The organism is Janthinobacterium saanense, assembly GCF_014200675.1.
GTDB lineage: Bacteria > Pseudomonadota > Gammaproteobacteria > Burkholderiales > Burkholderiaceae_D > Janthinobacterium.
In genome coordinates, this window is record NZ_JACHCI010000005.1 from 1 (window position 1) to 22,594 (window position 22,594).

The following is a 22,594-nucleotide window of genomic DNA, read 5'->3' on the forward strand; positions in this document are numbered from 1 at the left end:
GCTGATATCGCTCGGGTAAATCTTTCTGGCCATTTCTTTGCCGCTCCGTGGATCAACTCATGGAGCCTTAGACATCAAAATGTTAAACAGGTTCTAAGGTGTGTCGCGATTTACCGCGGCGATGGCCACTGCCTCGGTAGCGCATGTTTCGCGCCTTGGCCGTAACTCACGGTTTCTCGCGACGGTCTTGTCAGGCGCTGCTAAAGAATCTATCGGTCCGTGGCTATATGGTGCCATGTCGGGAAAAAGCTTCTGCATCATGCATCCTCGACGTCATTTTTCGATCTACTTTCCCGTATGAAATGATGAATGGCCGCGCATTTAAACATGCGGTTCGCTAGTTATGAGCGGCACTTTGTGGCGTTTGCCTGGCGTCGTTCAGTCTGCCTGATTCGGTGGGATCGAACCGAATCCGTGCTCGTCAAATACAGTAGCGTACCCTCATCAAGGGGCGAGTGTTTCATTTTTTCAGCTTTTCATATGATGTTACTTTTCGAAAAACAGCGATTTTCGAACGTTAATTAAATTTCAAATTAAATAAATAATTGACAATGTTGCGCAACTTTAATTAGTAACTAATAGTAACAAACTCTATATTTAGATGTTCTTTATGCATGACTTGGCGATAACTCTCGCATGGAAATGTGATTTATTAGATGATATGTTATAATTTGTCAATTTTTAAAATATTTAAATTTAAATTTAAATATTTTCAATATAATTAATTTAATATTTATTATGCTTTTTTGTTTTTATTGATTTAATAGTTATATTTATTAATCGTATATATCGGGTAAAGTACATGAAAATTTTTTTTGTAATTAGATATATCATCGTTTTTATTTTTTGTTCGGCCATTTCTGCTTGTGGGGGAGGGGGTGCTAGTGCTACTCCTGCGGCGGTTACGCCTCCAGTTGCCAAATTTTTATTTCCAGAACTTCGTATTCTTGTTCTCGGTCAATCGATATCTTCGAATTGTAATGAATCTGTTTACGGACCTGTTAATAATGTACTTCAAATAGGGAAAAACGGTGCAATAAAAGCCGCTGCAGATCCTTTTGAATGGGCAGACTGTGCTCGTGGAAGTATGTGGATGCCACTTGGACGAAATTTAATCGAGGCTGGTATTGCGCAAAAAGTAATATTTATGCCAATTGGTGTTGCAGGCAGCAAAGTGGGAGATTGGCAAGCAGGAGGAGCAGCGTTCGGTAAGTTGGATGATGCAATTGCACTAATCCAGGCAAACGGGCTCAATTTTGATTTTGCATTTTGGCATCAAGGTTCTTCCGATTATGGTATAGATCAAAAGGTGTATTCTGAAAAATTGAATTCGGTACTTAATTATGTAAACGGAAAGGTGAAAATAAGTCGTTGGTTGATTGCGATTCATTCTCGCTGTTCTGGTCTGTATGATAAAAATGTCGAGGCTGCTCAGTTAGCTCTCGCTGCTGCTTCCAATCTTCATCGATATCCGGGGGCAAATAATAATTTATTAGGTGATGAATATCGTTTTGATGGATGTCATCTTAATAAAATCGGTCAGGAAAAGATGGCATCTATGTGGGTAGATTCAATAAATTATGCTGTTAAACAATAAAAGGTTAATTGGGATTTTAAATGAAATTGAAGTTCAGATATTCGTTGGAAAATTTTAGAGGTGTTGCAATAATTTTTGTCATGTTAGGTCACATGTCATCATTTATGGATATGGGTACCACCGGTAATTATTTTCATTTCTTTTTTGTTGATGCCACAGCATGGTTTATTTTTATTTCTGGATATCTTTTTTTCTATCTTGAAATAGATCGGTTTAAGTATGGAAATTATTTGTATAAAAAAATAAAATACGTCATCTTTCCATATTTATTACTATCTATCCCAGCTATATTGTTGGGATTGTATTATTCTAGAAATATTATGCATGATCTAACGCCAGGTATGTATGCACTCTGGTCTTTGTTTGTCGGTGGAATAGTAGTTGCGCCTATGTGGTTTATACCGATGATAGCTATTTTCTTCTTGCTGACGCCAGTATTTAATGTTATTTCTAGAACAAAATTAATACTTTTTGTAACCATTGTTAGTTTGTTTTTTGGTATTTTTTCGTTTAGATCTATTTATAATACGAATCCATTTTTCTCTTTTTTGCATTTTTCGGGATTTTATTTTTTAGGTATGGCTACGGCAAAATATACATCATCCTTGGATGCAATGAGTAATTCTTTTAAAACGATCATTATTTTGGTTTCTTTTTCTGTTTTTCTTTTGGTAGGTGTTTTCTATCCAGGTATGGAAAATGAGCCCATGGGTTTTTTGGGGGCGTATGGAGAATTGAATTACATAATTTTAGGCAAATTAGCTTTGTTGATTTTCATATTCTTTATTTTTGAAAAATTCTTCAATGTGAAAAATGTGTTTCTTGGCTTTTTGGCGAAAATAAGTTTTGGTTTGTTTTTCATTCATGGTTTCATGATGTTGTTTTTTTCTAAGTTTTTATATGGTTTTTTTTACCCCAATTCATTTATAAAATTTCTTTGTGAGATAGTTGTAGTTATTTTCTTTTCCATTGCTGTTGTTGTTTTATTGAAACGTGTATTTGGAAGGTGGAGCAGGTATGTTATTGGTTGTTAAATTTTTCATTACGATCTTGTTGTTGTCGTTTTCGACTTCCGCAATTTCCAAAGATATTTATGTTTTATTACTCCAGGAAAAGACTTCATCCATTTGTAAAGTTGAGATGTTGGACGGTGTTCAAGGGGTGTACCAACTTGGCTTGGATGGGCAAGAAATACCAGTACGTTCTTCATCTTTTTCTGGGAATTGCATGGAGAGCGGAATTTGGATCTCGCTGGGCCAGGAGATGATCAAATCAGCTAAGGCTAGCCGCGTAATTTTTATGCTGGTTGGAGCAGAGCGGACCGCCATAGATGACTGGCTGGAAGGGGGGCGTGCTCGAGAAAAATTACAATTAGCGTTGGTAAAGGCTAATGAGAAAAAAATTAATTTCGATTATGTTTTTTGGCAAGGTGGATTGATTGATCATTCATTTTCCGAACAGAATTATCAGATGAAAGTTCAAAAAGTACTTAAGCTCGTGAAGTTGAATGCGAGGGCTGGGAAATTTATTATTTCTGGAAGTGTAAATTGTTCTGGGAAAATAAATAAAAATCATACAGGTTATAGATGGGATCCGCTTTTAAAGCGTTTTTCAGGTCCTATTATTAGTGAACTTGGCAGTCAATCTTATACCGATCAGTGTGAATTCAATGAGCTTGGAAATAGGAAGATGACACAGCTTTGGTTACGGGCGATAAATGAGGCAGAGATAGGAGACAGAAAATATCAGAAAGAATCACTTCTGTTCTATTTCAAGACTTAAGACGGAGCTCTAAAAATCTGTCGCCAGTCTGTCCGAGAAGTACGGCGTCAAGCGGCGTCAACGAGTACACGCGAAACTTCAAGGGGCTGGATGGTGTCTACGCTGCCATGCCGAGGCCAGCGTATGCCACAGGTGGTGGTTTTGTGTGAAGACGTCAATCTAGTCAAGCCGCCGTCCAATCCCCCGACTTCCCCCCTTGCTTTTCCAGCACCCGCACATTGGTCATAACCATGCCCCGGTCGACTGCCTTGCACATGTCGTAGATGGTCAGTAGCCCGATCTGCACGGATGTCAGCGCTTCCATTTCCACGCCGGTCTTGCCTGTGGTGTCGACTTGGGCGCGGCAGTGCACGCTGTTGGTGGTCTCATCCACTTCGAAGTCGACCGTGACGCGCGTCAATGCCAGCGGGTGGCACAGGGGGATCAAATCGCTGGTGCGCTTGGCGGCCATGATGGCGGCGATGCGGGCGATGCCCAGCACGTCGCCTTTGCTGGCGTTGCCGGAAACGATCAGGGCCAGGGTGGCTGGCTGCATGCGGATGGTGCCGGCCGCCACGGCGCTGCGGCGCGTGTCGTCCTTGCCGCCCACGTCGACCATATGGGCCTGGCCGGCGGCGTCGAAGTGGCTCAGTTCCCCGGCGGGGGCTTGCTTGTCGGATGGTGTCATGGCGTCGGGTCAGGGTGAAAAAGAGCTGGTGAAGGGGCATCATGCAAACGCATCAGGCATTTGCATGTGAGAAACACCTATGCTTACGAGGTATCATATCACCCGTGAAATCAAAACCCACCTCTCATTCCTGCCATTTCCGCCTGAGCGTGAGCGTGCTGGCGCCGCTATTAGCTGCGCTGCTGGCCGCGCCGCTGGTCCATGCAGATGCTCCGGCAACTGTGCCCGTTAAACCGGCCAGCAGCTGGACGCCCTTGGCCGTGCCGCCGGCGCCGAATTTGCCCAATCTGGGCGATACCTCGCGTGAAGACTTGTCGCCGGCGATGGAGCGCAAGGTGGGCGAAGAGATCATGCGCGACTTGCGAGGGGACCGCGATTATCTCGATGACGCGCCCTTGCTCGAATATATGAATACCTTCGGCAATGCGCTGGTGGCGGCGCGCCCCAGCGTGCGGGGCGAGACCAGTTACGACTATTATTTTTTCGTCGTCCGCGATCCGCAATTGAATGCCTTCGCCTTGCCGGGCGGCTTTATCGGCGTGCACTCGGCACTGTTGCTGGCTGCGCAAAGCGAGGCGGAGCTGGCTTCCGTGCTGTCGCATGAAATCGGCCACGTTGCCCAGCGGCACATTGCACGCATGCTGGGCCAGCAGCGCCAGGATGCCTTGCTGCCGCTGGCCGCCATCCTGCTGGCGGCGCTGGCGTCGCGCGCGGGCGGCGATGCGGCCATCGGCGTGTTTGCTGCAGGGCAAGGCCTGGCCATCCAGCGCCAGCTCAACTTTGGCCGCGATGCTGAACGCGAGGCTGACCGCATCGGTTTCCAGATCATGGGCGAGGCCGGTTTCGATACCACCGGCATGGTGGCTTTTTTTGGCCGCATGCAGGCGGCCAGCCGTTCCTATAGCGACCTGGTGCCCGCCTATTTGCAAACCCATCCGCTGACAACGGAAAGGATAGCCGACATCCAGGCGCGTATCCGCGAGCAGCCCTACAAGCAGCGGCCCGACAGCCTCAATTTTCACCTGGCGCGTGCCCGCGCGCGCGTGCTGCAAGATGAAAGCATGCAGGGGCTGCTCAATGCGCAAGCTTATTTCAAGACGCAGCTGGAACTGCAAAGCCGCTTCCAGCTGACGGCCGCCCACTATGGCCTGGCGTTTGTGGCCATCAAGCAGGGCAAGGTCGCCGAAGCCCAGGCTGAACTCGACGCGGCCAATGCCGCCCTGTACAAGCCGGCCGCGTCCAATGTATTTACCTCGGCCGGCACGCAGGCGCCCAATTCGCTGCTGGCGGCGATGGCGCTGGAAGTGTTGTTGATGCCGGGACAAAAGCCGGAAGTGGCGGAGCAGGCGATGAAAGAGGCCGACGCGGCGCGCCAGAAGTTTCCCCTGTCGCGCGGCATTGCCTACCAGTATGCGGAAGCGCAGATCGCTGCCGGCAAGCTGGAGCAGGCAATCCTGTATCTGCGCGACCAGGTGCAGTTGTACCGGGAAGAGCCGGCACTGTACGACTTGCTGGCAAAAGCCTATGCGGGCCAGGGCAAGATGACCTTGCAGCACATGGCCCTGGCCGAATCGTATGTGTTGCAGGGCGCCACCATGTCCGCGCTGGACCAGTTGACGATCGCCCGCAAATCCACCGACGCCACCTTTTATGACCAGGCCGTGATCGATGCGCGCGAGCGGGAATTGCAAGAAAAACGCCGAGAACAGATCAAAGATCAGAAGTCATGATGGCTGTGGCTTAGGCTTGCGGCGCCTGCTGAAAGCCGAAATGCTGGGCCATCGTGGCATGGGCCAGCGGCTGCACGCTGATCTCCTTGCCAGCGTGTAATAGTGTCAGCGCTGGCTGGCCATCTTCCAGCCAGGCCAGCAAACCATCATCCGTGACGCTCTGGCCGGCCAGGCGCAGCGCTGGCAGCACCTGGGCCAGATCGCGGTCATCGAGCTGGGCGACGATCTCGCCACCATGCAAGACCAGGGCGCCGTTGTCGCACAGATAGGCTGCGTCGATATTGTCCAGCGGCGCGCCCGTTTGCAGCAAAAAACCGTGCTGCGGGTCGCTGCGGGCGATGTAGGGCGTCGCCTCCAGGTTCAGGTAGACGCGCTGCGGACCATTCTGGAAAAACCAGCAGCCGCGTTCATCGTGAGTGTAATTGTGGTTGATAAAGCCCAGCAGGGCTGCGTGGACAATCTTGTCGCCGGGCAGTTGCAATTGCTGCGCGTGCTGGTCGCGCATGCGCCAGTGGCCGCGCGCGTCCAGGCCCAGCCAGCCGTAGCAGTGGGGCACATTGGGCCATTTGGCCAGCGCCTGTTTGACGAGCTCATCCATGTAAAGTGTGTTCCGTGTTGGTTTGTCGGGCGTCAGCCTGACAGCTTGCGCTTGCGGGCGGCGCGCCGTTGCTCTCTTCAAAAAAGCGCATCAGCCGCTGCGGCAGCCAGTCCAGGCGTCCCGGCAAGCTGCCGAACACAAAACCAACGTGGCCGCCATGGCGTGGATAGTCGAGCTGTACGGCAGGCGAGGCGCTGCCCGGCAGGTAGCGCCCGGGCAAGAAGGGGTCGTTGCGGGCGTTCAGCACCAGCGTGGGCACAGTGATGTCGTGCAACACGTGTTTGGCGCTGGCGCGGTCCCAGTAATCATCGGCGTCGCGGTAGCCATGCAGGGGCGCCGTGACGACATTGTCGAAATCATGCAAATTGCGCGCAGCCAGCATGGTTTCACGCGCAAACAGGCCGGGAAACTGTTCCAGCTTGGCCAGGCATTTCGGTTTCAGGGTGCGCAAGAACATGCGCGTGTATAGCCGGTTGGCCCCCGTGGAGAGGGCCTTGCCGCCTTGCGCCAGGTCCAGCGGAGCGGAAACGGCGCCCGCCGCATCGACGATTTCCGCCGCATGCTGCGACTGGCCCAGCCAGCACAGCAGGGCGTTGCCGCCCAGCGAGACGCCGGCTGCGTAAAATTTCCCCGTGGCACGCGGATGCAGCTTGCGCAGCACCCAGTCCACTTCCTGCGCATCGCCAGAATGATAGAAACGGGGCGCCAGATTGGCCTCGCCCGAGCAGCCGCGAAAATGCGGCACGGCGCCAGACCAGCCGCGCGCCGCCACTTCGGCCATCAAGGCCCGTGCATAATGGCTGTCCGACGAGCCTTCCAGGCCGTGGAACAGCACCACAAACGGTAATCCCGGCTGGCCGTCGACCAGGTCGACATCGACAAAGTCGCCATCGGGCGCCGTCCAGCGTTCGCGCCGGAAGGCTACCTTGGGCTTGGCGATGCACATGGCCGGATATATCGTTTGCAAGTGGCCGTTGGGCAACCAGAGCGGGGAAATGTAATTCATGGGCAAGGCTTAATGCAGTATCTGCGTTCCCACATTGTCTGTTGGCGCGCCGCCCGGTGCGATCGACGCGTGGTGCAGCACGATGCGCCAGCCGCGCGGTGTCTTGATGTACACATTGCTGGCCAGTAAATGCGCTGGTCCCTTGTCGCTGGCCGTGACGCCTTCGATGACGGTGTGTATGGAACTCATCAGATTGTGTGTTTCATGCAGTTGCACCGGCACGATGTGCAGGCCGCCACCAGTCAGGATGCTGGTCCATGAAGCGCGGATGGCGGCATGTCCGATCAGGCGCACGCCGCCCGGATGGATGCAGACGATTTCTTCGTCATCGGCCCACAGCGCCATCAGCGCTTCGAGATCGGCGCGGTTGAGCGCATCGTAAAAGGCCGCTTCCACTTCGGCGGCGCTGCCATTTAATTCCTTCAGACTTTTCATGGTGACTCCGCTCTCGCTGCTGTATTGCTGGACTTTGCTGGGCTGCAAATAAAAACGGCGCGCCAGTTTGAGTGGGCGCGCCGTCTGGCGATTAATGATGGCCGGCGCTGGCGCCTTCCTTCAGGGTGTAGGCCGTGCCGCAGTAAGGGCACTTGGCCACGCCATCTTTGTTGAATTCTAGAAACACGCGCGGATGCGACGACCACAGCGGCATGGCCGGGTTAGGGCAGTGGGCAGGCAGGTCTTTACCGTCGAGTTCGACCGCTGGCTGGGTGGTGTGTGTCATCTTGTCATGCTCCGTGAGGCTGTGTTGGGGTATCGTTAGGAAGAATCGGCTACTGCCAGGGCTAGATTTTAACGGATTCGGGCAGGCAGCAAAAATCATGGCTGAAATGGCAGCTTTGATAAGCTTCCGCTGGCAGGCGGCTGGGCCTGACTATACGCCATCGGTGGCGCCGAAAAACCCGATTGTCCGATGACGGGGCCGCTTTCCTGTCCATAGCTGTTCTGCGCGGCACTGTTGTGCCCGTACCACAGTGGGCGCATGGCCTGGTCCATGAGCATCACGAGCAGCATGACGCCTGATGACATGTTGCAAACGATAGCGCGCGCTCAGGCGTTTTTTGTGAAATTATCTTTGTTGTATGTTTTTCAGTAATCCCGGACAAATCGGCGATTTGGTCTGGTGCTTGCGGTAAAATAGCGCACTTCCTTCCACTCGTCATCTGGATCGCCATGTCAGCTGTTCTCAACTTCGTCCGTCTGCAAGATTTGATCGCCCAAAATGCACTGCAAGGCAAGCGCGTCTTTATCCGCGCCGACCTGAATGTTCCGCAAGATGACAGTGGCAAGATTACCGAAGACACGCGCATCCGCGCTTCGGTGCCCGCCATTCGTGCGGCCGCCGCTGCTGGCGCTGCCGTGATGGTGACTTCGCATCTGGGCCGTCCGACGGAAGGCGAATTCAAGCCGGAAGACAGCCTGGCGCCCGTCGCCGCCCGCCTGTCCGAACTGCTGGGACAGCCGGTGGAATTGAAACAGAATTGGGTCGATGGCGCAGGCCTGGAAAACCTGGCTGCCGGCCAAGTGGTATTGCTCGAAAACGTGCGCGTGAACAAGGGCGAAAAGAAAAACAGCGATGAACTGGCGCAAAAAATGGCCAAGCTGTGCGATATCTACGTCAACGATGCCTTCGGCACCGCCCACCGCGCTGAAGCGTCCACCCACGGCATCGCCAAGTTCGCGCCGGTCGCCTGCGCCGGCCCGCTGCTGGCTGCCGAACTCGATGCCCTGGGCAAAGCGCTGCACGCCCCGGCCCGTCCTTTGCTGGCCATCGTTGCCGGCTCGAAAGTATCGAGCAAGCTGACCATCCTGAAAGCGCTGTCCGACAAGGTCGATAACCTGATCGTCGGCGGCGGCATCGCCAATACCTTCATGAAAGCCGTTGGCTTGAATATCGGCAAATCCTTGGTGGAAGCCGAACTGGTCGATGAAGCCAAGGCCATCATCGACATCATGGCCAAGCGCGGCGCGCAAGTGCCGATTCCGGTCGATGTGGTGTGCGCCAAGGAATTCTCGCCAACCGCAGTGGCAACGGTGAAAGATGTGGCCGACGTGGCTGACGACGACATGATCCTCGATATCGGCCCGAAAACCTCGGCCCTGCTGGCGCAGCAGATCAAGGCTGCCGGCACCATCGTCTGGAACGGCCCGGTGGGCGTGTTCGAATTCGACCAGTTTGGCAACGGCACCAAGACCCTGGCGCTGGCAATTGCCGAATCGAGCGCTTTCTCGATTGCTGGCGGTGGCGACACCCTGGCGGCGATTGCCAAATACGATATTACCGACAAGATCAGCTATATCTCGACCGGCGGCGGCGCCTTTTTGGAGTTCCTGGAAGGCAAGACCTTGCCTGCAGTAGAAATACTGATGCAGCGCGCTGGCTAAAGCGCACGACGTCACAGAACAGTACCAAGCGCAGCCTGACCGCTGCGCTTTTACCTTGCCGGGCGGTGTCGCCGTCTGGCCTTGCTGAGTTAGCGTCTTGTCGACGCATAAGGAATCCTATGCCACGCGGTACAAAAATCGTAGCAACCATCGGCCCCGCCTCGACCAATTTCGATATCCTGGTCAAGATGATACGAGCGGGTGTCGATGTGGTGCGGCTCAATTTTTCCCACGGCAAGGCGCAAGACCATATCGACCGCGCGGCGCTGGTGCGCCAGGCAGCAGCCGAGTGCGGCCGCGAAGTGGCCATCATGGCCGATATGCAAGGGCCGAAGATTCGTGTCGGCAAGTTTGAAAACAACCGCATCCAGCTGGAGGCGGGCGACAAGTTCATCCTCGACGCCAAGTGGGGCGAGAATGGCGAACTGGGCAACCAGGAGCGCGTGGGTCTCGACTACAAGGCCTTGCCGCGCGATTTGCACAAGCATGACGTGCTGCTGCTGAACGACGGCCTGATCGTGCTGATCGTCGAGCGCATCCACGGCAGCGAAATCCATACGGTCGTCAAGATCGGCGGCGAGTTGTCGAACAACAAGGGTATCAACCGCCAGGGCGGTGGCTTGACGGCGCCGGCGCTGACAGCCAAGGACATGGAAGACATCAAGACGGCCATGAGTTTCCAGGCCGACTACCTGGCCATTTCCTTCCCGAAAAGTGCGACCGACATGGAAATGGCGCGCCAGCTGGCCAATATCGCCGGCGAACCGTTCCACCACAAGCCGATGATGATCGCCAAGATCGAGCGCGCCGAAGCGATTCCTGCGCTGCAGGAAATTCTGGATGCCTCCGACGGCATCATGGTGGCGCGCGGCGACCTGGCCGTGGAAGTGGGCAATGCGGCCGTGCCGGCCTTGCAAAAGCGCATGATCAAGATGGCGCGCGCCTCCAACAAGCTGGCGATCACGGCCACGCAAATGATGGAATCGATGATCGTCAACGCCGTGCCGACCCGCGCCGAAGTGTCCGACGTGGCCAATGCCGTGCTCGATGGCACCGACGCCGTGATGACCTCGGCTGAAACAGCTTCCGGTAAATACCCGATCGAGACGGTGGAAATGATGGCCGCCATCTGCGTGGAAGCGGAACAGTCCGAATACAACAAGCTCGACGCCGATTTCCTCAACGTCACGTTTACCCGCATCGACCAGTCGATCGCCTATGGCGCGCTGTTTACTGCCCACCATTTGCGCGTGAAAGCCATCGTGGCGCTGACGGAATCGGGTTCCACGGCTCTCTGGATGAGCCGCCACAGCATCGATACGCCGATCTTTGCACTGACGCCGAGTGTGACGACTTTGCGCAAAGCGGCGCTGTACCGCAATGTGCGGGCGTATCATCTGCTGCAGAATGCCCCGAGCGCGCAAGTGCTGAAACAGGCCGAAGATTTGCTGGTGGCCAACGGTACCGCGAAAAAGGGGGATTTGATCGTCGTCACCTGGGGCGAACCGATGGGGCAAGTGGGCGGCACCAACGCCCTCAAGATTGTGAAGGTCGGCGAGTTTGATTGTTAATAGCTAAGATTTCAGGCGCCGGCGCGGTTGATGACCGCGAAGCGCCGCAACGGTTCTATTGTTCTCTGGAGTATTACCATGTCTCTCGTATCCATGCGTCAATTGCTGGACCATGCCGCCGAAAACGGTTATGGCATCCCTGCTTTCAACGTCAATAACCTGGAGCAAGTGCAAGCCATCATGGCTGCCGCCGATGCGCTCAACAGCCCGGTGATCATGCAAGCGTCCGCTGGCGCGCGCAAGTACGCAGGCGAAGCCTTCCTGCGCCACCTGATCGACGCTGCCGTCGAAGCCTACCCACACATTCCTGTTGTCATGCATCAAGACCATGGCCAGTCGCCAGCCGTCTGCATGGGCGCCATCCGCTCGGGCTTCACGTCCGTCATGATGGACGGTTCGCTGGAAGCCGATGGCAAGTCGGTCGCTTCCTACGAATACAACGTGGAAGTATCGCGTGAAGTGGTGAAATTCTCGCACGCCATCGGCGTGACGGTGGAAGCCGAACTGGGTGTGCTCGGTTCGCTGGAAACCATGAAGGGCGACAAGGAAGACGGCCACGGCGCCGACGGCACCATGACGCGCGAGCAATTGCTGACCGATGTAGCGCAAGCTGCCGACTTCGTGCAGCGCACCCAGTGCGACGCGCTGGCAATCGCCATCGGCACCTCGCACGGCGCCTACAAGTTCACCCGCAAGCCGACTGGCGATATCCTGGCCATCGACCGCATCAAGGAAATCCACACGCGCATCCCGAACACCCATCTGGTGATGCACGGTTCTTCGTCGGTGCCACAGGAATTGCTGGCCATCATCCGTGAATTCGGCGGTGACATGAAAGAAACCTACGGCGTGCCGGTAGAAGAAATCCAGGAAGGCATCCGTCACGGCGTGCGCAAGATCAATATCGATACCGACATCCGCCTGGCGATGACGGCAGCGACCCGTAAATTCCTGTTTGAAAACCCATCGAAATTCGATCCGCGCGACTTCCTCAAGCCAGCCCGTGCCGCTGCCGAGCAGATCGTGCGCGCCCGCTTCCAGGCGTTTGGCTGCGAAGGCCAGGCGTCGAAAATCAAGGTGATTCCGCTGGAAAAAATGGCTGAGCGCTACAAGGCCGGCGAGCTGTCGCAGATTGTGAAGTAAAATTCTGTCTGGCACGGGCCGCAAACGCAGCCCGTGCCCGATATTCTTGACCGGCAGGCAAGCCCCTGCCTGCCGGTTTTGTTTCATCAAATCATTCCTCCTCCGCTATGAACAGCCTCTATCAGACTTCCATCCATTCCCTGCCATTGCTGGGCCACGGCAAGGTTCGCGACAACTATGCCGTCGGCGACGACAAGATCCTGATCGTCACCACCGACCGTCTGTCGGCCTTCGATGTCGTCATGAACGAGCCGATTCCCGGCAAGGGCAAGGTCCTCAATCAGATGAGCGACTTCTGGTTCGAGAAACTGGGCCATATCGTGCCGAATCATTTGACCGGCGTGGCGCCGGAATCGGTGGTGGCGCCAGAGGAAGTGGAACAAGTGCAAGGCCGTGCCGTGGTGGCCAAGCGCTTGAAACCCATCATGGTCGAGGCGGTGGTGCGCGGTTACATCATCGGTTCGGGCTGGAAAGATTACCAGGACACGGGCAGCATCTGCGGCATCAAGCTGCCAGCCGGCTTGCAGCAAGCTGAAAAGCTGCCTGAGCCATTGTTCACCCCGGCGGCCAAGGCCGATCTGGGCGAGCATGATGAAAACATCAGCTTTGCCGACATGGAAAGCCGCATTGGTGCCGAACTGGCCGCCAAGATGCGCGATGTCAGCATTGCACTGTACAAGGCTGCGGCCGATTACGCGGCCACGCGCGGCATCATCATCGCCGACACCAAGTTTGAATTTGGCCTGGACGACAATGGCGTGATGCATTTGATGGATGAAGTGCTGACGGCTGATTCGTCGCGCTTCTGGCCTGCTGATTCGTATCAGCCTGGCATGTCGCCACCATCGTTCGACAAGCAATTCGTGCGTGATTACCTGGAAACCTTGACCTGGGGCAAAACCGCACCGGCGCCTGCGCTGCCAGCCGACGTGATCGATAAAACCCAGGCCAAGTATTTCGAAGCCATCGAGCGCCTGACGGGCGAGAAGCTGAAGGCGTAAGAATGAGCGATCTGCAACAACAGCCGCTGGTCGGCATCATCATGGGCTCGTCTTCGGACTGGGACGTGATGCAAAACGCGGTGGCCATTTTGAAACAGTTTGGTGTGCCATTTGAAGCGCAAGTCATTTCCGCGCACCGTATGCCGGACGAAATGTATGCCTACGCCAAGAGCGCCCGCGCGCGTGGCTTGCGCGCCATCATCGCCGGCGCCGGTGGGGCGGCCCATTTGCCTGGCATGGTGGCCGCGATGACCATCGTGCCGGTGCTGGGCGTGCCCGTGCCATCGAAATATTTGCGTGGCGAAGATTCGCTGCTGTCCATCGTGCAAATGCCCAAGGGCGTGCCGGTAGCCACCTTTGCCATCGGCGAAGCGGGCGCTGCCAATGCGGCATTGACGGCGGTCGCCATGATCGCCTCCACCGATGACGCGCTGGCCGAGCAACTCGAAGCTTTCCGCGTCACGCAAACCGAGGCCGCCAAGGCCATGACACTGCCCTTAGCATAATGAATCATTCGAAGTTCAGTCCTATTTTGCCAGCCGCCACGCCGCCAGCCTGGCTGGGCGTGATGGGCGGCGGCCAGCTGGGCCGCATGTTTGCCCAGGCCGCACAAGGCATGGGTTATCAGGTGGCGGTGCTGGAACCGGCCCGCGACTGTCCTGCCGGGCAGATCGCCCAGCGCGTGGTCGAAGCCGGCTACAGCGATGCAGCCGGCCTGGCTGCGCTGGCTGCGCAGTGCCTGGCCATCACCACCGAATTTGAAAACGTTCCCGCCGACAGCCTGTCGCGCCTGGCCGAGACGGTGTTTGTGGCCCCCAACGCCCACGGCGTGTCGGTGGCGCAAGACCGCATCGCTGAAAAACGTTTCTTTGTCGATTGTTCCGCCAAGTCGGGCGTGTTGCCGGCGCCGCACAAGGTGATTGCCACCCTGCAAGATATTGCCGACATCGGCGACGACTTGTTGCCTGGCATCTTGAAAACCGTGCGCATGGGTTACGACGGCAAGGGCCAGTACCGCGTGCGCACACGCGACGACGTGCGGGCCGCCTTCGAAGAAATGGGGCAAGTCGTTTGCTTGCTGGAAAAAATGTTGCCGCTGGCCTATGAAGTCTCGGTGCTGACGGCGCGCGGTGTCGATGGCCAGTCGGTGGTGTATCCGATTGCTGAAAACGTGCACCGCGATGGCATTCTGTTTACCACCACCGTGCCGGGGCCGAATGTGTCTGGCGACAGCGCGCTCAAGGCGCAGCATGCAGCGCAAGTCATCGTGGCCGAACTCGGTTATGTGGGCGTGCTGTGCATCGAATTTTTCGTGCTGACCGATGGCAGCCTGGTGGTCAATGAAATGGCGCCCCGTCCGCATAACAGCGGCCACTACACCATGGACGCCTGCGTCACCAGCCAGTTTGCGCAGCAGGTGCGGGCCATGGCGCGCTTGCCGCTGGGCGACGTGCGCCAGCATTCGCCGGCCGTGATGCTCAATATTCTCGGCGATGTCTGGTTTGATGGCGACAGCGAGGCGGCGCGCGAACCGGCCTGGGACCGCATCCTGGCCTTGCCAGGCGCGTGTTTGCATCTGTATGGCAAGAATGATCCGCGCCGGGGCCGCAAGATGGGCCATCTGACCTTGATCGCTGCCAGCTTGCCAGAGGCGCAGGAACATCTGCACGCCGCCTGCCTGATACTGGGAATTGCGCCGTGAGTGTGCCTAACGCAACACTGGAACTGGCTGCGATTGCAGCGGCGGCGCGTCTGCTGGAAACGGGGGCGCTGGTGGCCTTCCCCACGGAAACCGTGTACGGCCTGGGCGCCGATGCTGAAAACCCGGCTGCCGTGGCGCGCATCTATCAAGCCAAGGGCCGTCCGTCCGATCATCCGGTGATCGTGCACGTGGCGCCGGGTGCGGATTTGAGCCACTGGTCCGATGATTTACCGGTAGAAGCACGACAACTGGTGGCGGCTTTCTGGCCCGGTCCGCTGACCCTGATCGTCAGGCGCGCCGCGCATATCCCCGATGCTGTTTCCGGTGGGCAAGATACGGTGGGCTTGCGCTGCCCCTCGCATCCGGTAGCGATCGCCTTGTTGCAAGAATTCAAGGGTGGCAAGGGCGGCCTGGCGGCGCCGTCGGCCAATAAATTCGGCAATGTCAGCCCGACGACGGCGCAGCATGTACGCGATGAGTTTGCTGATGAACTAGCCAGCGGCTTGCTGGGCGCGGTGCTCGATGGCGGGCAAAGCGCGGTCGGCATCGAGTCGACCATCGTCGATTTGTCACGCCTGGCCACGCATGGCCCGGTGCTGTTGCGCCCTGGCCATATCAGCAGCGCGCAGATTGCGGCCGTGATTGGCCGCGCACCGGCGGTGGCCGATGCTGCTGCGCCGCGCGCGTCCGGCACGCTGGAATCGCATTACGCACCGCATACGCCTGTTGCGATGCAGCACAGTGATGAGTTGGGCGAAACGCTGAACCGCTTGCTGAACGATGGCCGCCGCGTGGCCCTGATCCATTACTCGGATTTGCCAGCCGCCAGCGCCAGCGTGCGCCTGACTGCCGATCCGCAAGGTTACGCACATGCGCTGTACGCCTCGCTGCGCACGATGGACCAGGTCGGCGCCGAGCTGATACTGGTGGAAGCACCGCCTACCGGCCCGGACTGGCTGGGCATCAATGACCGTCTGCGGCGTGCCGCTTTCGGCTCAAGTGGTATCTTGCAGCAATTCCTCGACGCCTGATCAAAGCCCCTCACGGGGCTTTTTCTTGATGCAGCGCAATAGAAGTGCTTGCCCCGAAACATGGTTAATCAGCCATAATCTGCCCCAAACTCCCGCGGCGATGGGTGGCAACATTGTTGTAAATTGGCAGATTTTTGAAACATAATTTCTATACAAGACTACAGAACGATGGCATATTAGGTGGGTAGCGAATAGCACGCCCGTTCGTTTAGAAACCAGAAAAAGACCCAAGGAGACAAAATGCATCAAACAAAATTCGCGCTGGCCGTGTTGGCTGCGGCTGTTCTGGCCGGTTGCGGTGGTTCGACTGCCGGTGACCAGACACTGAAAGTAAAATACAGCGCCCAGGTATCGTTTGGCGACAGCCTGTCCGACGTGGGTTCCTATGCCGTTGGCACGGTCGCTGCATTAAAAGGCGGTAAATTCACCATCAATGGCGATAACCGGGCCATCAATCCTGAACTGACGGGCAAGAACTGGACCGAATTGATGGCGGCGCAATTCAGCCTGCCAGCGCCGTGCGCGGCGGAAACCGGTCTCGACGGCGACGCCAGCCAGGGTTTCTCGGTTCCCATCAAATTCAATACCGGCTGCTATGGCTACGCCATGGGCGGTTCGCGCGTGACCAATCCGATTGGCCCGAACAATAAACTGACCGGTAGCGCGCTGGGCGCCTTGACCGTGCCGGTAGTGACCCAGATCAGCAACCACCTGGCAGCTATTGGCGGCAAGTTCAAGGGCGATGAAATCATTTTCGTGATGGCAGGCGGCAATGACGCCTTGTTCCAGCTGGGCGCCTTGCAAAGTGGCGCCACCGCTGCCGGTACCGCTGCCGGTGCGGCGGCAGGCGCGCAAGCTTTTGGCGCCAATCTGGTCGCGGCCTTCGCTGCCGGCGCACCTAATCCAGCGACGGCTGCGCAATCCATCGGCGCCGCAGTGGCCGCCGCCAGTGCGGCGCCAGGTGCGACATCAGCATCGATTGTGGGTGCTGCCGTGCAAGCCGCCGTCATCGCCGGCAATACGGCGGTTGGTTCGCAGGCCGTGTATCTTCCGCTGGTCGCCCAGGCGCAGGCCGCTGCCACCGCCACCGGCAATGCCGCTGGCGCCGCTGCTGGCGCGGCTTACGCCGCTGCCCAGGGACCGGCACTGGTAGCCGCCATGGCAACGGCAGGCAACGATCTGGTTGCGCTGGTGAAAAACCAGATCATCGCGAATGGCGCGACCCGCGTGGTGGTCAATAACCTGCCCGATATCGCCAACACGCCTTCCGGCCTGAGCAAGGACGCGCCGACCAAGGCCTTGATCAACGCCATGGTCAGCGCCTACAACGGCGCGCTGACCCCGTTGGCTAGCGAGCCGAAAGTGCTGATCGTTGATGTGTTTGCCGTCAGCCACGACCAGGCCACCAATCCAGCCCCGTATGGCTTGACCAATGTGAGCGAAACTGCTTGCGACCTGACCCCGGCCAAGAATCCCCTGGGCAGCTCGCTGGTTTGCAATGGCAGCAACCTGAAAGCCGGTGACGTGAGCCACTACTCGTATGCCGATGATGTGCATCCTACCCCGTTCAACAACCTGTTGCTGGCGCGTTATGTGTCCAAAGCCATGGTCGTGAAGGGCTGGCTGTAAGACATCGCGCGTGGGGCCGCTTTGCCGGTCCCACGCTAAAGAGTACTCACGGCGTATCGCCGACATCATGAATCAGGAGACATAATGAAAATTCGTTTGAACAGTGCATTAAAAGTGGTGGCGCTGGCCGCCGCGATGGTGGCGGCATCGGGTGCCTCGGCGCAAAGCGCAGGCACTTGGACGGCCAAGGTCGGCATGAACAAGATCACACCGAAAGTAGACAGTGGCGACCTGTCGGCGCCGGCATTGCCAGGCACCAAGGCCGATGTCAAAGCCGACACCAAGCCTATCTTCACCATTGCCTACATGATCACGGACAATGTTTCGGCTGAGCTGGACCTGGGCGTACCGTATAAACATGACCTGGTTGGCGCTGGCGCGATCGCCGGCACCGGCAAGCTGGGTTCTGCCGAAGTCTTGCCACCGACCGCGTTCATCCAATACCGCTTCTTCCAGCCTAACGCGATGATACGTCCGTATGCTGGTATCGGCCTCACGTATGCCTATTTCCAAAAGGAAACTGGTTCCGGCCAGATGACCGCCTTGCTCAATACGGGCGGCTCGGGCGAGACGTACAAGCTGGATAATAAATTGACGGTCAGCTTCCAGGTCGGCGCCACCTGGGCCTTCAATGAACGCTGGTTTGCCGACGTTGCCGTGGTCAAGACGCCGCTGAAAACCACGGCCCATTTCACGACCGGCCAGACGCAGGAGATCAAGCTCAATCCACTGGCAGTCAGCCTCGGTATCGGCTACAAGTTTTAATTAGCCCAGTCATAAAAAAATCCGCCTCGGCGGATTTTTTTTCGTCCCGGCTGTATCAAACCTGCGGCGTGTTGAACTGGCCGTTGTGGAAAATCAGCGGCGCTTGCGGGTTGTAGGCGCATTCTTCGACTTCACCGACGAAGATGACATGGTCGCCTTCCGGGTAGCGGCTGCGGTTGTGGCATTCGAACCAGGCCGACGCGCCTTTCAGGATAGGCTGGCCGGTGCGCGACAGTTCGTACTCGACACCCTCGAAGGGGTTTTCCGTGCGGCGCGCAAAGCGCTGCGCCAGCTCTGCCTGGTCGACGCCCAGCACATTGATCACGTAATGGGAATTGCCGCTGAAGATGGGCATGCTGTTGGCCACCGAGCCCAGGCTCCACAGCACCAAAGGCGGCGATAGCGAGACGGAATTGAAAGAGCTGGCCGTCAGGCCGCGGAAACTGCCGTCCGCCAGGCGCGTGGTGATCACCGTGACGCCGGTGGCAAACTGTGACAATGCTTGTCGGAAATGCGTCGTATCGAATGTCTGCGCTGGTGCGCGGGGAGAGCGTGTGTTCATGGGGGACCTGTCTTATTTGCTGACATTATGCCAAAAATCGGCCAGGCCAGCGTAATCATGGCTGGCAGACCCTGTAGATGGTGCGTCACGCGCTCCGTTTCAAGCGTTGATGCAGCGCATGCCGCTTTGCGTTACAGTGGTGTAACGACAGGGTAGTTGCACTGGAATCTAGTCGCTGTTTTGCTTGGACCTCTGCGGGAGAGCATCATGAATGGACGGACGGAAGTCGCGCTATTGGGCGGTGGCTGTTTCTGGTGCCTGGAAGCGGTATTCCTGGAAGTGGGCGGCGTCACGCATGTCGAGTCCGGTTACGCGGGCGGCACGGTGGCCGCTCCCAGCTATGCGCAAGTGTGTGCCGGCGACACGGGACACGCGGAAGTGGTGCGCCTGGAATTCGATCCGGCCGTCATCACTTACCACGATCTGCTGGAAATGTTTTTCACCATCCACGATCCCACCACCCTGAATCGCCAGGGCAACGATGTGGGAACGCAATACCGTTCCGTGATTTATTTCCAGTCAGCCGAGCAGGAAAAAGTGGCGCGCAAGGTGATCGCCGAGATGGCCAATGTGTGGGATGCGCCCATCGTCACGGAACTGGCGCCTGCCCAGCCTTACTTCAAGGCCGAGGATGAACACCAGCGTTATTTCGAGCGGCATCCCTTGCAGAGCTATTGCGCCTGCGTGGTGGCGGCCAAGCTGGAGAAGTTCTGCGCCATGCATGCAAACCGCCTGAAATAAGCGTGATGCCCGATGGTCCGCATCGGGCATCAGCGCGCTCAGTTAGCCAGCGCCGGCGTTGCGGGCTGCTGTTTGTCGTACATATAGTTGCGCGACCAGGGTAGCGTGGAGGAACGCCGCCCGGCCTTCACGCAGACGATCTGGTACAGGCTGATCAGATCCTGCTCAAACGCGTAACTGCAACCTGCCAGGTAGACATGCCAGATGCGGAAGCGCCGTTCGCCGGCCAACGGACGGATCTGCTCGGCATTGGCTTCGAAGTTTTCCGTCCACAATTGACAGGTACGCGCATAGTGGCGGCGCAGGTTTTCCACGTCCAGCACTTCCAGTCCCCCTTGCTGCATGGTTTTCAGCACATTGCCGATATGCGCCAGCTCGCCGTGCGGAAACACGTACTTTTCGATGAATTCACCGCCGCCATACGGCGTTTCGCCATTGTCGGGATCGGTCGACGTGATGCCGTGGTTCATCGCCATGCCGTCCGGCGCCAGCAGTTTGTTGATGATGCCGAAATAGTCAGGCAAATGTTTCAGGCCCACATGTTCAAACATGCCCACGCTGGTGATGCGGTCGAACTGGCCCGTCACGTCGCGGTAGTCTTGCAAACGGATTTCAATCAGGTGTTCCAGGCCGGCCGCCGCAACGCGCTCGCGTGCCAGCGCAAACTGGTTTTCCGACAAGGTCACGCCCACGCAGCGGGCGCCATATTGCTGCGCCGCCCGTATCACTAGCGCGCCCCAGCCGCAGCCGATGTCGAGCAGGGTCTGGCCAGGCTGCAACTGGATCTTGCGCAGGATATGGTCGATCTTCTTGACTTGCGCCTGTTCCAGGGTTTCATCGCCGTTCTCAAAATAGGCGCAGGAATACACCAGGGCGGGGTCGAGAAATTGCTGGTAAAACGCGTTGGACACATCGTAGTGGTAACGGATGGCTTCGGCATCCTTGCGCTTGTCATGCGTAAAGCTGCGCACGATGCGTGCCAGCTTGCCCTCCTGCTTGAGGGTGTTGCGCGCCAGCGCATTGCCGATCGAAATCATGTCGTTGGCAGACCCCTTGACTTCGATATTGCCCTCGACATAGGCCGAGCCCAGATTGGCCAGCGACGGGTTGAGCAGGTAGCGTGCCGACGCCACCGTCGGCAGGCGGATGGTGACGCGGGGTGCTTCGCTGGACAGGTCGATATGCTGACCGTTCCACAGTTCTATACGCAGTGGCAAGGCAGTCTTGCTGCGCATGCCGGCAATCCAGGACTTGAGTTGGTTTTGTACAAACAAAATGGCCTCCAATGCAGCGACCGTCATGACGGCCGCAAATTGAGTAACATGTCATTAACACTCTACCGTGATAGCCTACACCTATATTGCCTTGCTTGCTGCGCGCCGCCGTGTATCGTTTCTGCTAAGGTTGTAAACGTTGCATGCTCCATTGCCCTTCGGCATCGCGCGTAAACACGATGCGGTCGTGGAAGCGCGAGCGCCGGCCTTGCCAGAATTCGATGCGCTCGGGCTGCAGGCGGTAGCCGCCCCAGTGTTCCGGGCGCGGCGGACTGGCCTCTTCGCCGACGGTGGCCGCCACGGCGGCGTAGTTGGCTTCCAGCGTGGCGCGGTCGCTGATTGGCGCGCTTTGCTGGGATGCGATGGCTGCCAGCCGGCTAAGCAGGGGGCGTACATTGAAATACTCGTCGCTCTCGGCCGCCGTGGTTTTCACCACCGTGCCTTCGATACGCACCTGGCGTTCCAGTTCGCGCCAGAAGAACAGCAGCGCGGCATGCGGGTTGTGCGCCAGTTGCTGACCCTTGTCACTATCATAATTCGTGTACCAGGTGAAACCGCGCTCGTCGAACTGCTTGATCAGCACGATGCGCGAGCTGGGCTTGCCATCAGGCGTGACGGTGGCCAGGCTCATGGCGTTCGGTTCGCCCACTTGCGCGTTGACGGCTTCGCCAAACCATTTCTGGAACTGGGCAATGGGATCGGCCAGCACATCGGACTCGCTGAGGCTGGAATGAGCGTAATCGGTGCGCATGGCAGCGAGCAAGGCGGCGGCATCGGGTGCTTCGGGAGCCAAGGTGGCGTCAGGCGCGATGCCGCGGCGGCGCTGCATGGCCGTGCCCAGTTGCTCCATCTGCTGTGCGCTGAACAAACGCTTGGCCATGGGCGCCAGCTGGCTTTCTTCCTTGCTCATATGGGCCTGGTAAGCGGCCACGTAATCGCGCACGCCATGGGCCGATAATTGCTTGCCCGTGCCGGCGGCGATGGCTTCCAGTTCCGGGCGCAAGCTGGCCCAGGCCGCGTCCATGCGCTGATGGTCGGCCAGGATTTCCGGCACCAGGGTGGTCAGCAGGGTGGCATCATCGCCAGTCGCTGTCGCTTGCAGCATGGGCATCAAGTCTTGCTCTTCGTCATCGTGGTGCAAATGCGCGGCTTTATTGAAATATTGCAACACTGCCTTGGCCGCCTGTTGCGCCTCGGCCGTGTTGCCTTGCTGCAGCAGATGCACCAGCAGGTTTTGCATGGTACTCAGCTGCTTGCGGATCTTGTCGTGGCAATGCTTGAGGACGGCAATCGGCTGGTCAAAGCCGGGAACGGTGTCGAACAGGGGGGCGGTCATGGTGTAGCTCTCTTGGTAGGCGGTGTGGGGGCTGGGCCTATTTTAGAATATCTCGAAGCGCCTTGTCCGTTAAAATG

General features: G+C 57.1%; 22 protein-coding genes. 14 read left to right on the forward strand and 8 right to left on the reverse strand.

Annotated elements, in window-relative coordinates:
* Nucleotides 1-802: 802 nt before the first annotated feature.
* From HDE72_RS09155 to HDE72_RS09165, 3 genes are read left to right on the forward strand one after another with little or no spacing between them, the layout of a single operon-like run.
* Complete coding sequence (locus HDE72_RS09155) at nt 803-1,597, forward strand: sialate O-acetylesterase (RefSeq protein ID WP_183739326.1); 795 nt, start codon at nt 803-805, stop codon at nt 1,595-1,597.
* Between the two features lie 20 nt (nt 1,598-1,617).
* Entirely contained in the window at nt 1,618-2,631 is a 1,014-nt protein-coding gene (locus tag HDE72_RS09160; protein WP_183739329.1) for an acyltransferase family protein, read from the forward strand.
* A complete protein-coding gene (locus HDE72_RS09165; RefSeq protein WP_183739332.1) occupies nt 2,615-3,379 on the forward strand; it encodes a hypothetical protein in 765 nt (254 codons plus the stop codon). The genes HDE72_RS09160 and HDE72_RS09165 overlap by 17 nt, the downstream gene beginning before the upstream one ends.
* A 163-nt stretch (nt 3,380-3,542) precedes the next feature.
* Here the strand turns inward: HDE72_RS09165 and moaC are convergent, their stop codons facing one another.
* Nucleotides 3,543-4,046, reverse strand: coding sequence for a cyclic pyranopterin monophosphate synthase MoaC (gene moaC, locus HDE72_RS09170; RefSeq protein ID WP_183739335.1), 504 nt, complete (start codon nt 4,044-4,046; stop codon nt 3,543-3,545).
* Between the two features lie 221 nt (nt 4,047-4,267).
* Between moaC and HDE72_RS09175 the strand changes: the two genes are divergently transcribed.
* Entirely contained in the window at nt 4,268-5,776 is a 1,509-nt protein-coding gene (locus HDE72_RS09175; protein ID WP_311735216.1) for a M48 family metalloprotease, read from the forward strand.
* 10 nt (nt 5,777-5,786) lie between these two features.
* On the opposite strand, the gene HDE72_RS09180 is transcribed toward HDE72_RS09175, so the two are convergent.
* From HDE72_RS09180 to HDE72_RS09195, 4 genes are all read right to left on the reverse strand, one after another.
* Nucleotides 5,787-6,374 carry a DUF2946 family protein gene (locus HDE72_RS09180; RefSeq protein ID WP_183739338.1) on the reverse strand — a complete coding sequence of 196 codons (588 nt, stop codon included), beginning with the start codon at nt 6,372-6,374 and terminating at the stop codon, nt 5,787-5,789.
* Nucleotides 6,367-7,380 (reverse strand): YheT family hydrolase, encoded by a 1,014-nt coding sequence (locus HDE72_RS09185; RefSeq protein WP_183739341.1) that lies wholly within the window; start codon nt 7,378-7,380, stop codon nt 6,367-6,369. The genes HDE72_RS09180 and HDE72_RS09185 overlap by 8 nt, the downstream gene beginning before the upstream one ends.
* A gap of 9 nt (nt 7,381-7,389) precedes the next feature.
* Nucleotides 7,390-7,815, reverse strand: a complete 426-nt coding sequence (locus HDE72_RS09190) for a YybH family protein (RefSeq protein WP_183739344.1) — start codon at nt 7,813-7,815, stop codon at nt 7,390-7,392.
* Nucleotides 7,816-7,906: 91 nt separating this feature from the next.
* Nucleotides 7,907-8,101, reverse strand: coding sequence for a zinc-finger domain-containing protein (locus HDE72_RS09195; RefSeq protein WP_183674399.1), 195 nt, complete (start codon nt 8,099-8,101; stop codon nt 7,907-7,909).
* 449 nt (nt 8,102-8,550) lie between these two features.
* Between HDE72_RS09195 and HDE72_RS09200 the strand changes: the two genes are divergently transcribed.
* The 9 genes from HDE72_RS09200 (at nt 8,551) to HDE72_RS09240 (ending at nt 18,604) form a co-directional block, all read left to right on the forward strand.
* Nucleotides 8,551-9,762 carry a phosphoglycerate kinase gene (locus HDE72_RS09200; protein ID WP_183739349.1) on the forward strand — a complete coding sequence of 404 codons (1,212 nt, stop codon included), beginning with the start codon at nt 8,551-8,553 and terminating at the stop codon, nt 9,760-9,762.
* Between the two features lie 119 nt (nt 9,763-9,881).
* Nucleotides 9,882-11,333, forward strand: a complete 1,452-nt coding sequence (gene pyk, locus HDE72_RS09205) for a pyruvate kinase (protein ID WP_183739352.1) — start codon at nt 9,882-9,884, stop codon at nt 11,331-11,333.
* A gap of 78 nt (nt 11,334-11,411) precedes the next feature.
* Complete coding sequence (gene fba / locus HDE72_RS09210; RefSeq protein WP_183739355.1) at nt 11,412-12,476, forward strand: class II fructose-bisphosphate aldolase; 1,065 nt, start codon at nt 11,412-11,414, stop codon at nt 12,474-12,476.
* A gap of 107 nt (nt 12,477-12,583) precedes the next feature.
* Nucleotides 12,584-13,477, forward strand: coding sequence for a phosphoribosylaminoimidazolesuccinocarboxamide synthase (locus HDE72_RS09215; RefSeq protein WP_183739358.1), 894 nt, complete (start codon nt 12,584-12,586; stop codon nt 13,475-13,477).
* Nucleotides 13,478-13,479: 2 nt separating this feature from the next.
* Nucleotides 13,480-13,983 carry a 5-(carboxyamino)imidazole ribonucleotide mutase gene (gene purE / locus HDE72_RS09220; protein WP_183739361.1) on the forward strand — a complete coding sequence of 168 codons (504 nt, stop codon included), beginning with the start codon at nt 13,480-13,482 and terminating at the stop codon, nt 13,981-13,983.
* Complete coding sequence (locus HDE72_RS09225) at nt 13,983-15,179, forward strand: 5-(carboxyamino)imidazole ribonucleotide synthase (protein ID WP_183739365.1); 1,197 nt, start codon at nt 13,983-13,985, stop codon at nt 15,177-15,179. The genes purE and HDE72_RS09225 overlap by 1 nt, the downstream gene beginning before the upstream one ends.
* Before the next feature lie 2 nt (nt 15,180-15,181).
* On the forward strand, nt 15,182-16,210 hold the full coding sequence (locus HDE72_RS09230; protein WP_409254958.1) for an L-threonylcarbamoyladenylate synthase: 1,029 nt from the start codon (nt 15,182-15,184) through the stop codon (nt 16,208-16,210).
* A gap of 240 nt (nt 16,211-16,450) precedes the next feature.
* Nucleotides 16,451-17,839, forward strand: a complete 1,389-nt coding sequence (locus HDE72_RS09235; protein ID WP_183739371.1) for an SGNH/GDSL hydrolase family protein — start codon at nt 16,451-16,453, stop codon at nt 17,837-17,839.
* 84 nt (nt 17,840-17,923) lie between these two features.
* Nucleotides 17,924-18,604 (forward strand): OmpW/AlkL family protein, encoded by a 681-nt coding sequence (locus HDE72_RS09240; protein WP_183739374.1) that lies wholly within the window; start codon nt 17,924-17,926, stop codon nt 18,602-18,604.
* 55 nt (nt 18,605-18,659) lie between these two features.
* Here the strand turns inward: HDE72_RS09240 and HDE72_RS09245 are convergent, their stop codons facing one another.
* Nucleotides 18,660-19,166 carry a flavin reductase family protein gene (locus HDE72_RS09245; protein WP_183739377.1) on the reverse strand — a complete coding sequence of 169 codons (507 nt, stop codon included), beginning with the start codon at nt 19,164-19,166 and terminating at the stop codon, nt 18,660-18,662.
* A 207-nt stretch (nt 19,167-19,373) separates the two neighbouring features.
* Between HDE72_RS09245 and msrA the strand changes: the two genes are divergently transcribed.
* Nucleotides 19,374-19,907, forward strand: a complete 534-nt coding sequence (gene msrA / locus HDE72_RS09250) for a peptide-methionine (S)-S-oxide reductase MsrA (protein WP_183739395.1) — start codon at nt 19,374-19,376, stop codon at nt 19,905-19,907.
* Nucleotides 19,908-19,945: 38 nt separating this feature from the next.
* Here the strand turns inward: msrA and HDE72_RS09255 are convergent, their stop codons facing one another.
* Entirely contained in the window at nt 19,946-21,142 is a 1,197-nt protein-coding gene (locus HDE72_RS09255) for a class I SAM-dependent methyltransferase (protein ID WP_409254955.1), read from the reverse strand.
* A gap of 163 nt (nt 21,143-21,305) precedes the next feature.
* A complete protein-coding gene (pdxH, locus tag HDE72_RS09260) occupies nt 21,306-22,517 on the reverse strand; it encodes a pyridoxamine 5'-phosphate oxidase (RefSeq protein WP_183739401.1) in 1,212 nt (403 codons plus the stop codon).
* Between the last annotated feature and the right edge of the window lie 77 nt (nt 22,518-22,594).

Bases quoted from the DNA above. Each gene is read 5' to 3' on its own strand.
- HDE72_RS09155 (WP_183739326.1), top strand. From the start codon at position 803: ATGAAAATTTTTTTTGTAATTAGATATATCATCGTTTTTATTTTTTGT.
- HDE72_RS09160 (WP_183739329.1), top strand. From the start codon at position 1,618: ATGAAATTGAAGTTCAGATATTCGTTGGAAAATTTTAGAGGTGTTGCA.
- HDE72_RS09165 (WP_183739332.1), top strand. From the start codon at position 2,615: ATGTTATTGGTTGTTAAATTTTTCATTACGATCTTGTTGTTGTCGTTT.
- moaC (WP_183739335.1), bottom strand. From the start codon at position 4,046: ATGACACCATCCGACAAGCAAGCCCCCGCCGGGGAACTGAGCCACTTC.
- HDE72_RS09180 (WP_183739338.1), bottom strand. From the start codon at position 6,374: ATGGATGAGCTCGTCAAACAGGCGCTGGCCAAATGGCCCAATGTGCCC.
- HDE72_RS09185 (WP_183739341.1), bottom strand. From the start codon at position 7,380: ATGAATTACATTTCCCCGCTCTGGTTGCCCAACGGCCACTTGCAAACG.
- HDE72_RS09190 (WP_183739344.1), bottom strand. From the start codon at position 7,815: ATGAAAAGTCTGAAGGAATTAAATGGCAGCGCCGCCGAAGTGGAAGCG.
- HDE72_RS09195 (WP_183674399.1), bottom strand. From the start codon at position 8,101: ATGACACACACCACCCAGCCAGCGGTCGAACTCGACGGTAAAGACCTG.
- HDE72_RS09200 (WP_183739349.1), top strand. From the start codon at position 8,551: ATGTCAGCTGTTCTCAACTTCGTCCGTCTGCAAGATTTGATCGCCCAA.
- pyk (WP_183739352.1), top strand. From the start codon at position 9,882: ATGCCACGCGGTACAAAAATCGTAGCAACCATCGGCCCCGCCTCGACC.
- fba (WP_183739355.1), top strand. From the start codon at position 11,412: ATGTCTCTCGTATCCATGCGTCAATTGCTGGACCATGCCGCCGAAAAC.
- HDE72_RS09215 (WP_183739358.1), top strand. From the start codon at position 12,584: ATGAACAGCCTCTATCAGACTTCCATCCATTCCCTGCCATTGCTGGGC.
- purE (WP_183739361.1), top strand. From the start codon at position 13,480: ATGAGCGATCTGCAACAACAGCCGCTGGTCGGCATCATCATGGGCTCG.
- HDE72_RS09225 (WP_183739365.1), top strand. From the start codon at position 13,983: ATGAATCATTCGAAGTTCAGTCCTATTTTGCCAGCCGCCACGCCGCCA.
- HDE72_RS09235 (WP_183739371.1), top strand. From the start codon at position 16,451: ATGCATCAAACAAAATTCGCGCTGGCCGTGTTGGCTGCGGCTGTTCTG.
- HDE72_RS09240 (WP_183739374.1), top strand. From the start codon at position 17,924: ATGAAAATTCGTTTGAACAGTGCATTAAAAGTGGTGGCGCTGGCCGCC.
- HDE72_RS09245 (WP_183739377.1), bottom strand. From the start codon at position 19,166: ATGAACACACGCTCTCCCCGCGCACCAGCGCAGACATTCGATACGACG.
- msrA (WP_183739395.1), top strand. From the start codon at position 19,374: ATGAATGGACGGACGGAAGTCGCGCTATTGGGCGGTGGCTGTTTCTGG.
- HDE72_RS09255 (WP_409254955.1), bottom strand. From the start codon at position 21,142: ATGCGCAGCAAGACTGCCTTGCCACTGCGTATAGAACTGTGGAACGGT.
- pdxH (WP_183739401.1), bottom strand. From the start codon at position 22,517: ATGACCGCCCCCCTGTTCGACACCGTTCCCGGCTTTGACCAGCCGATT.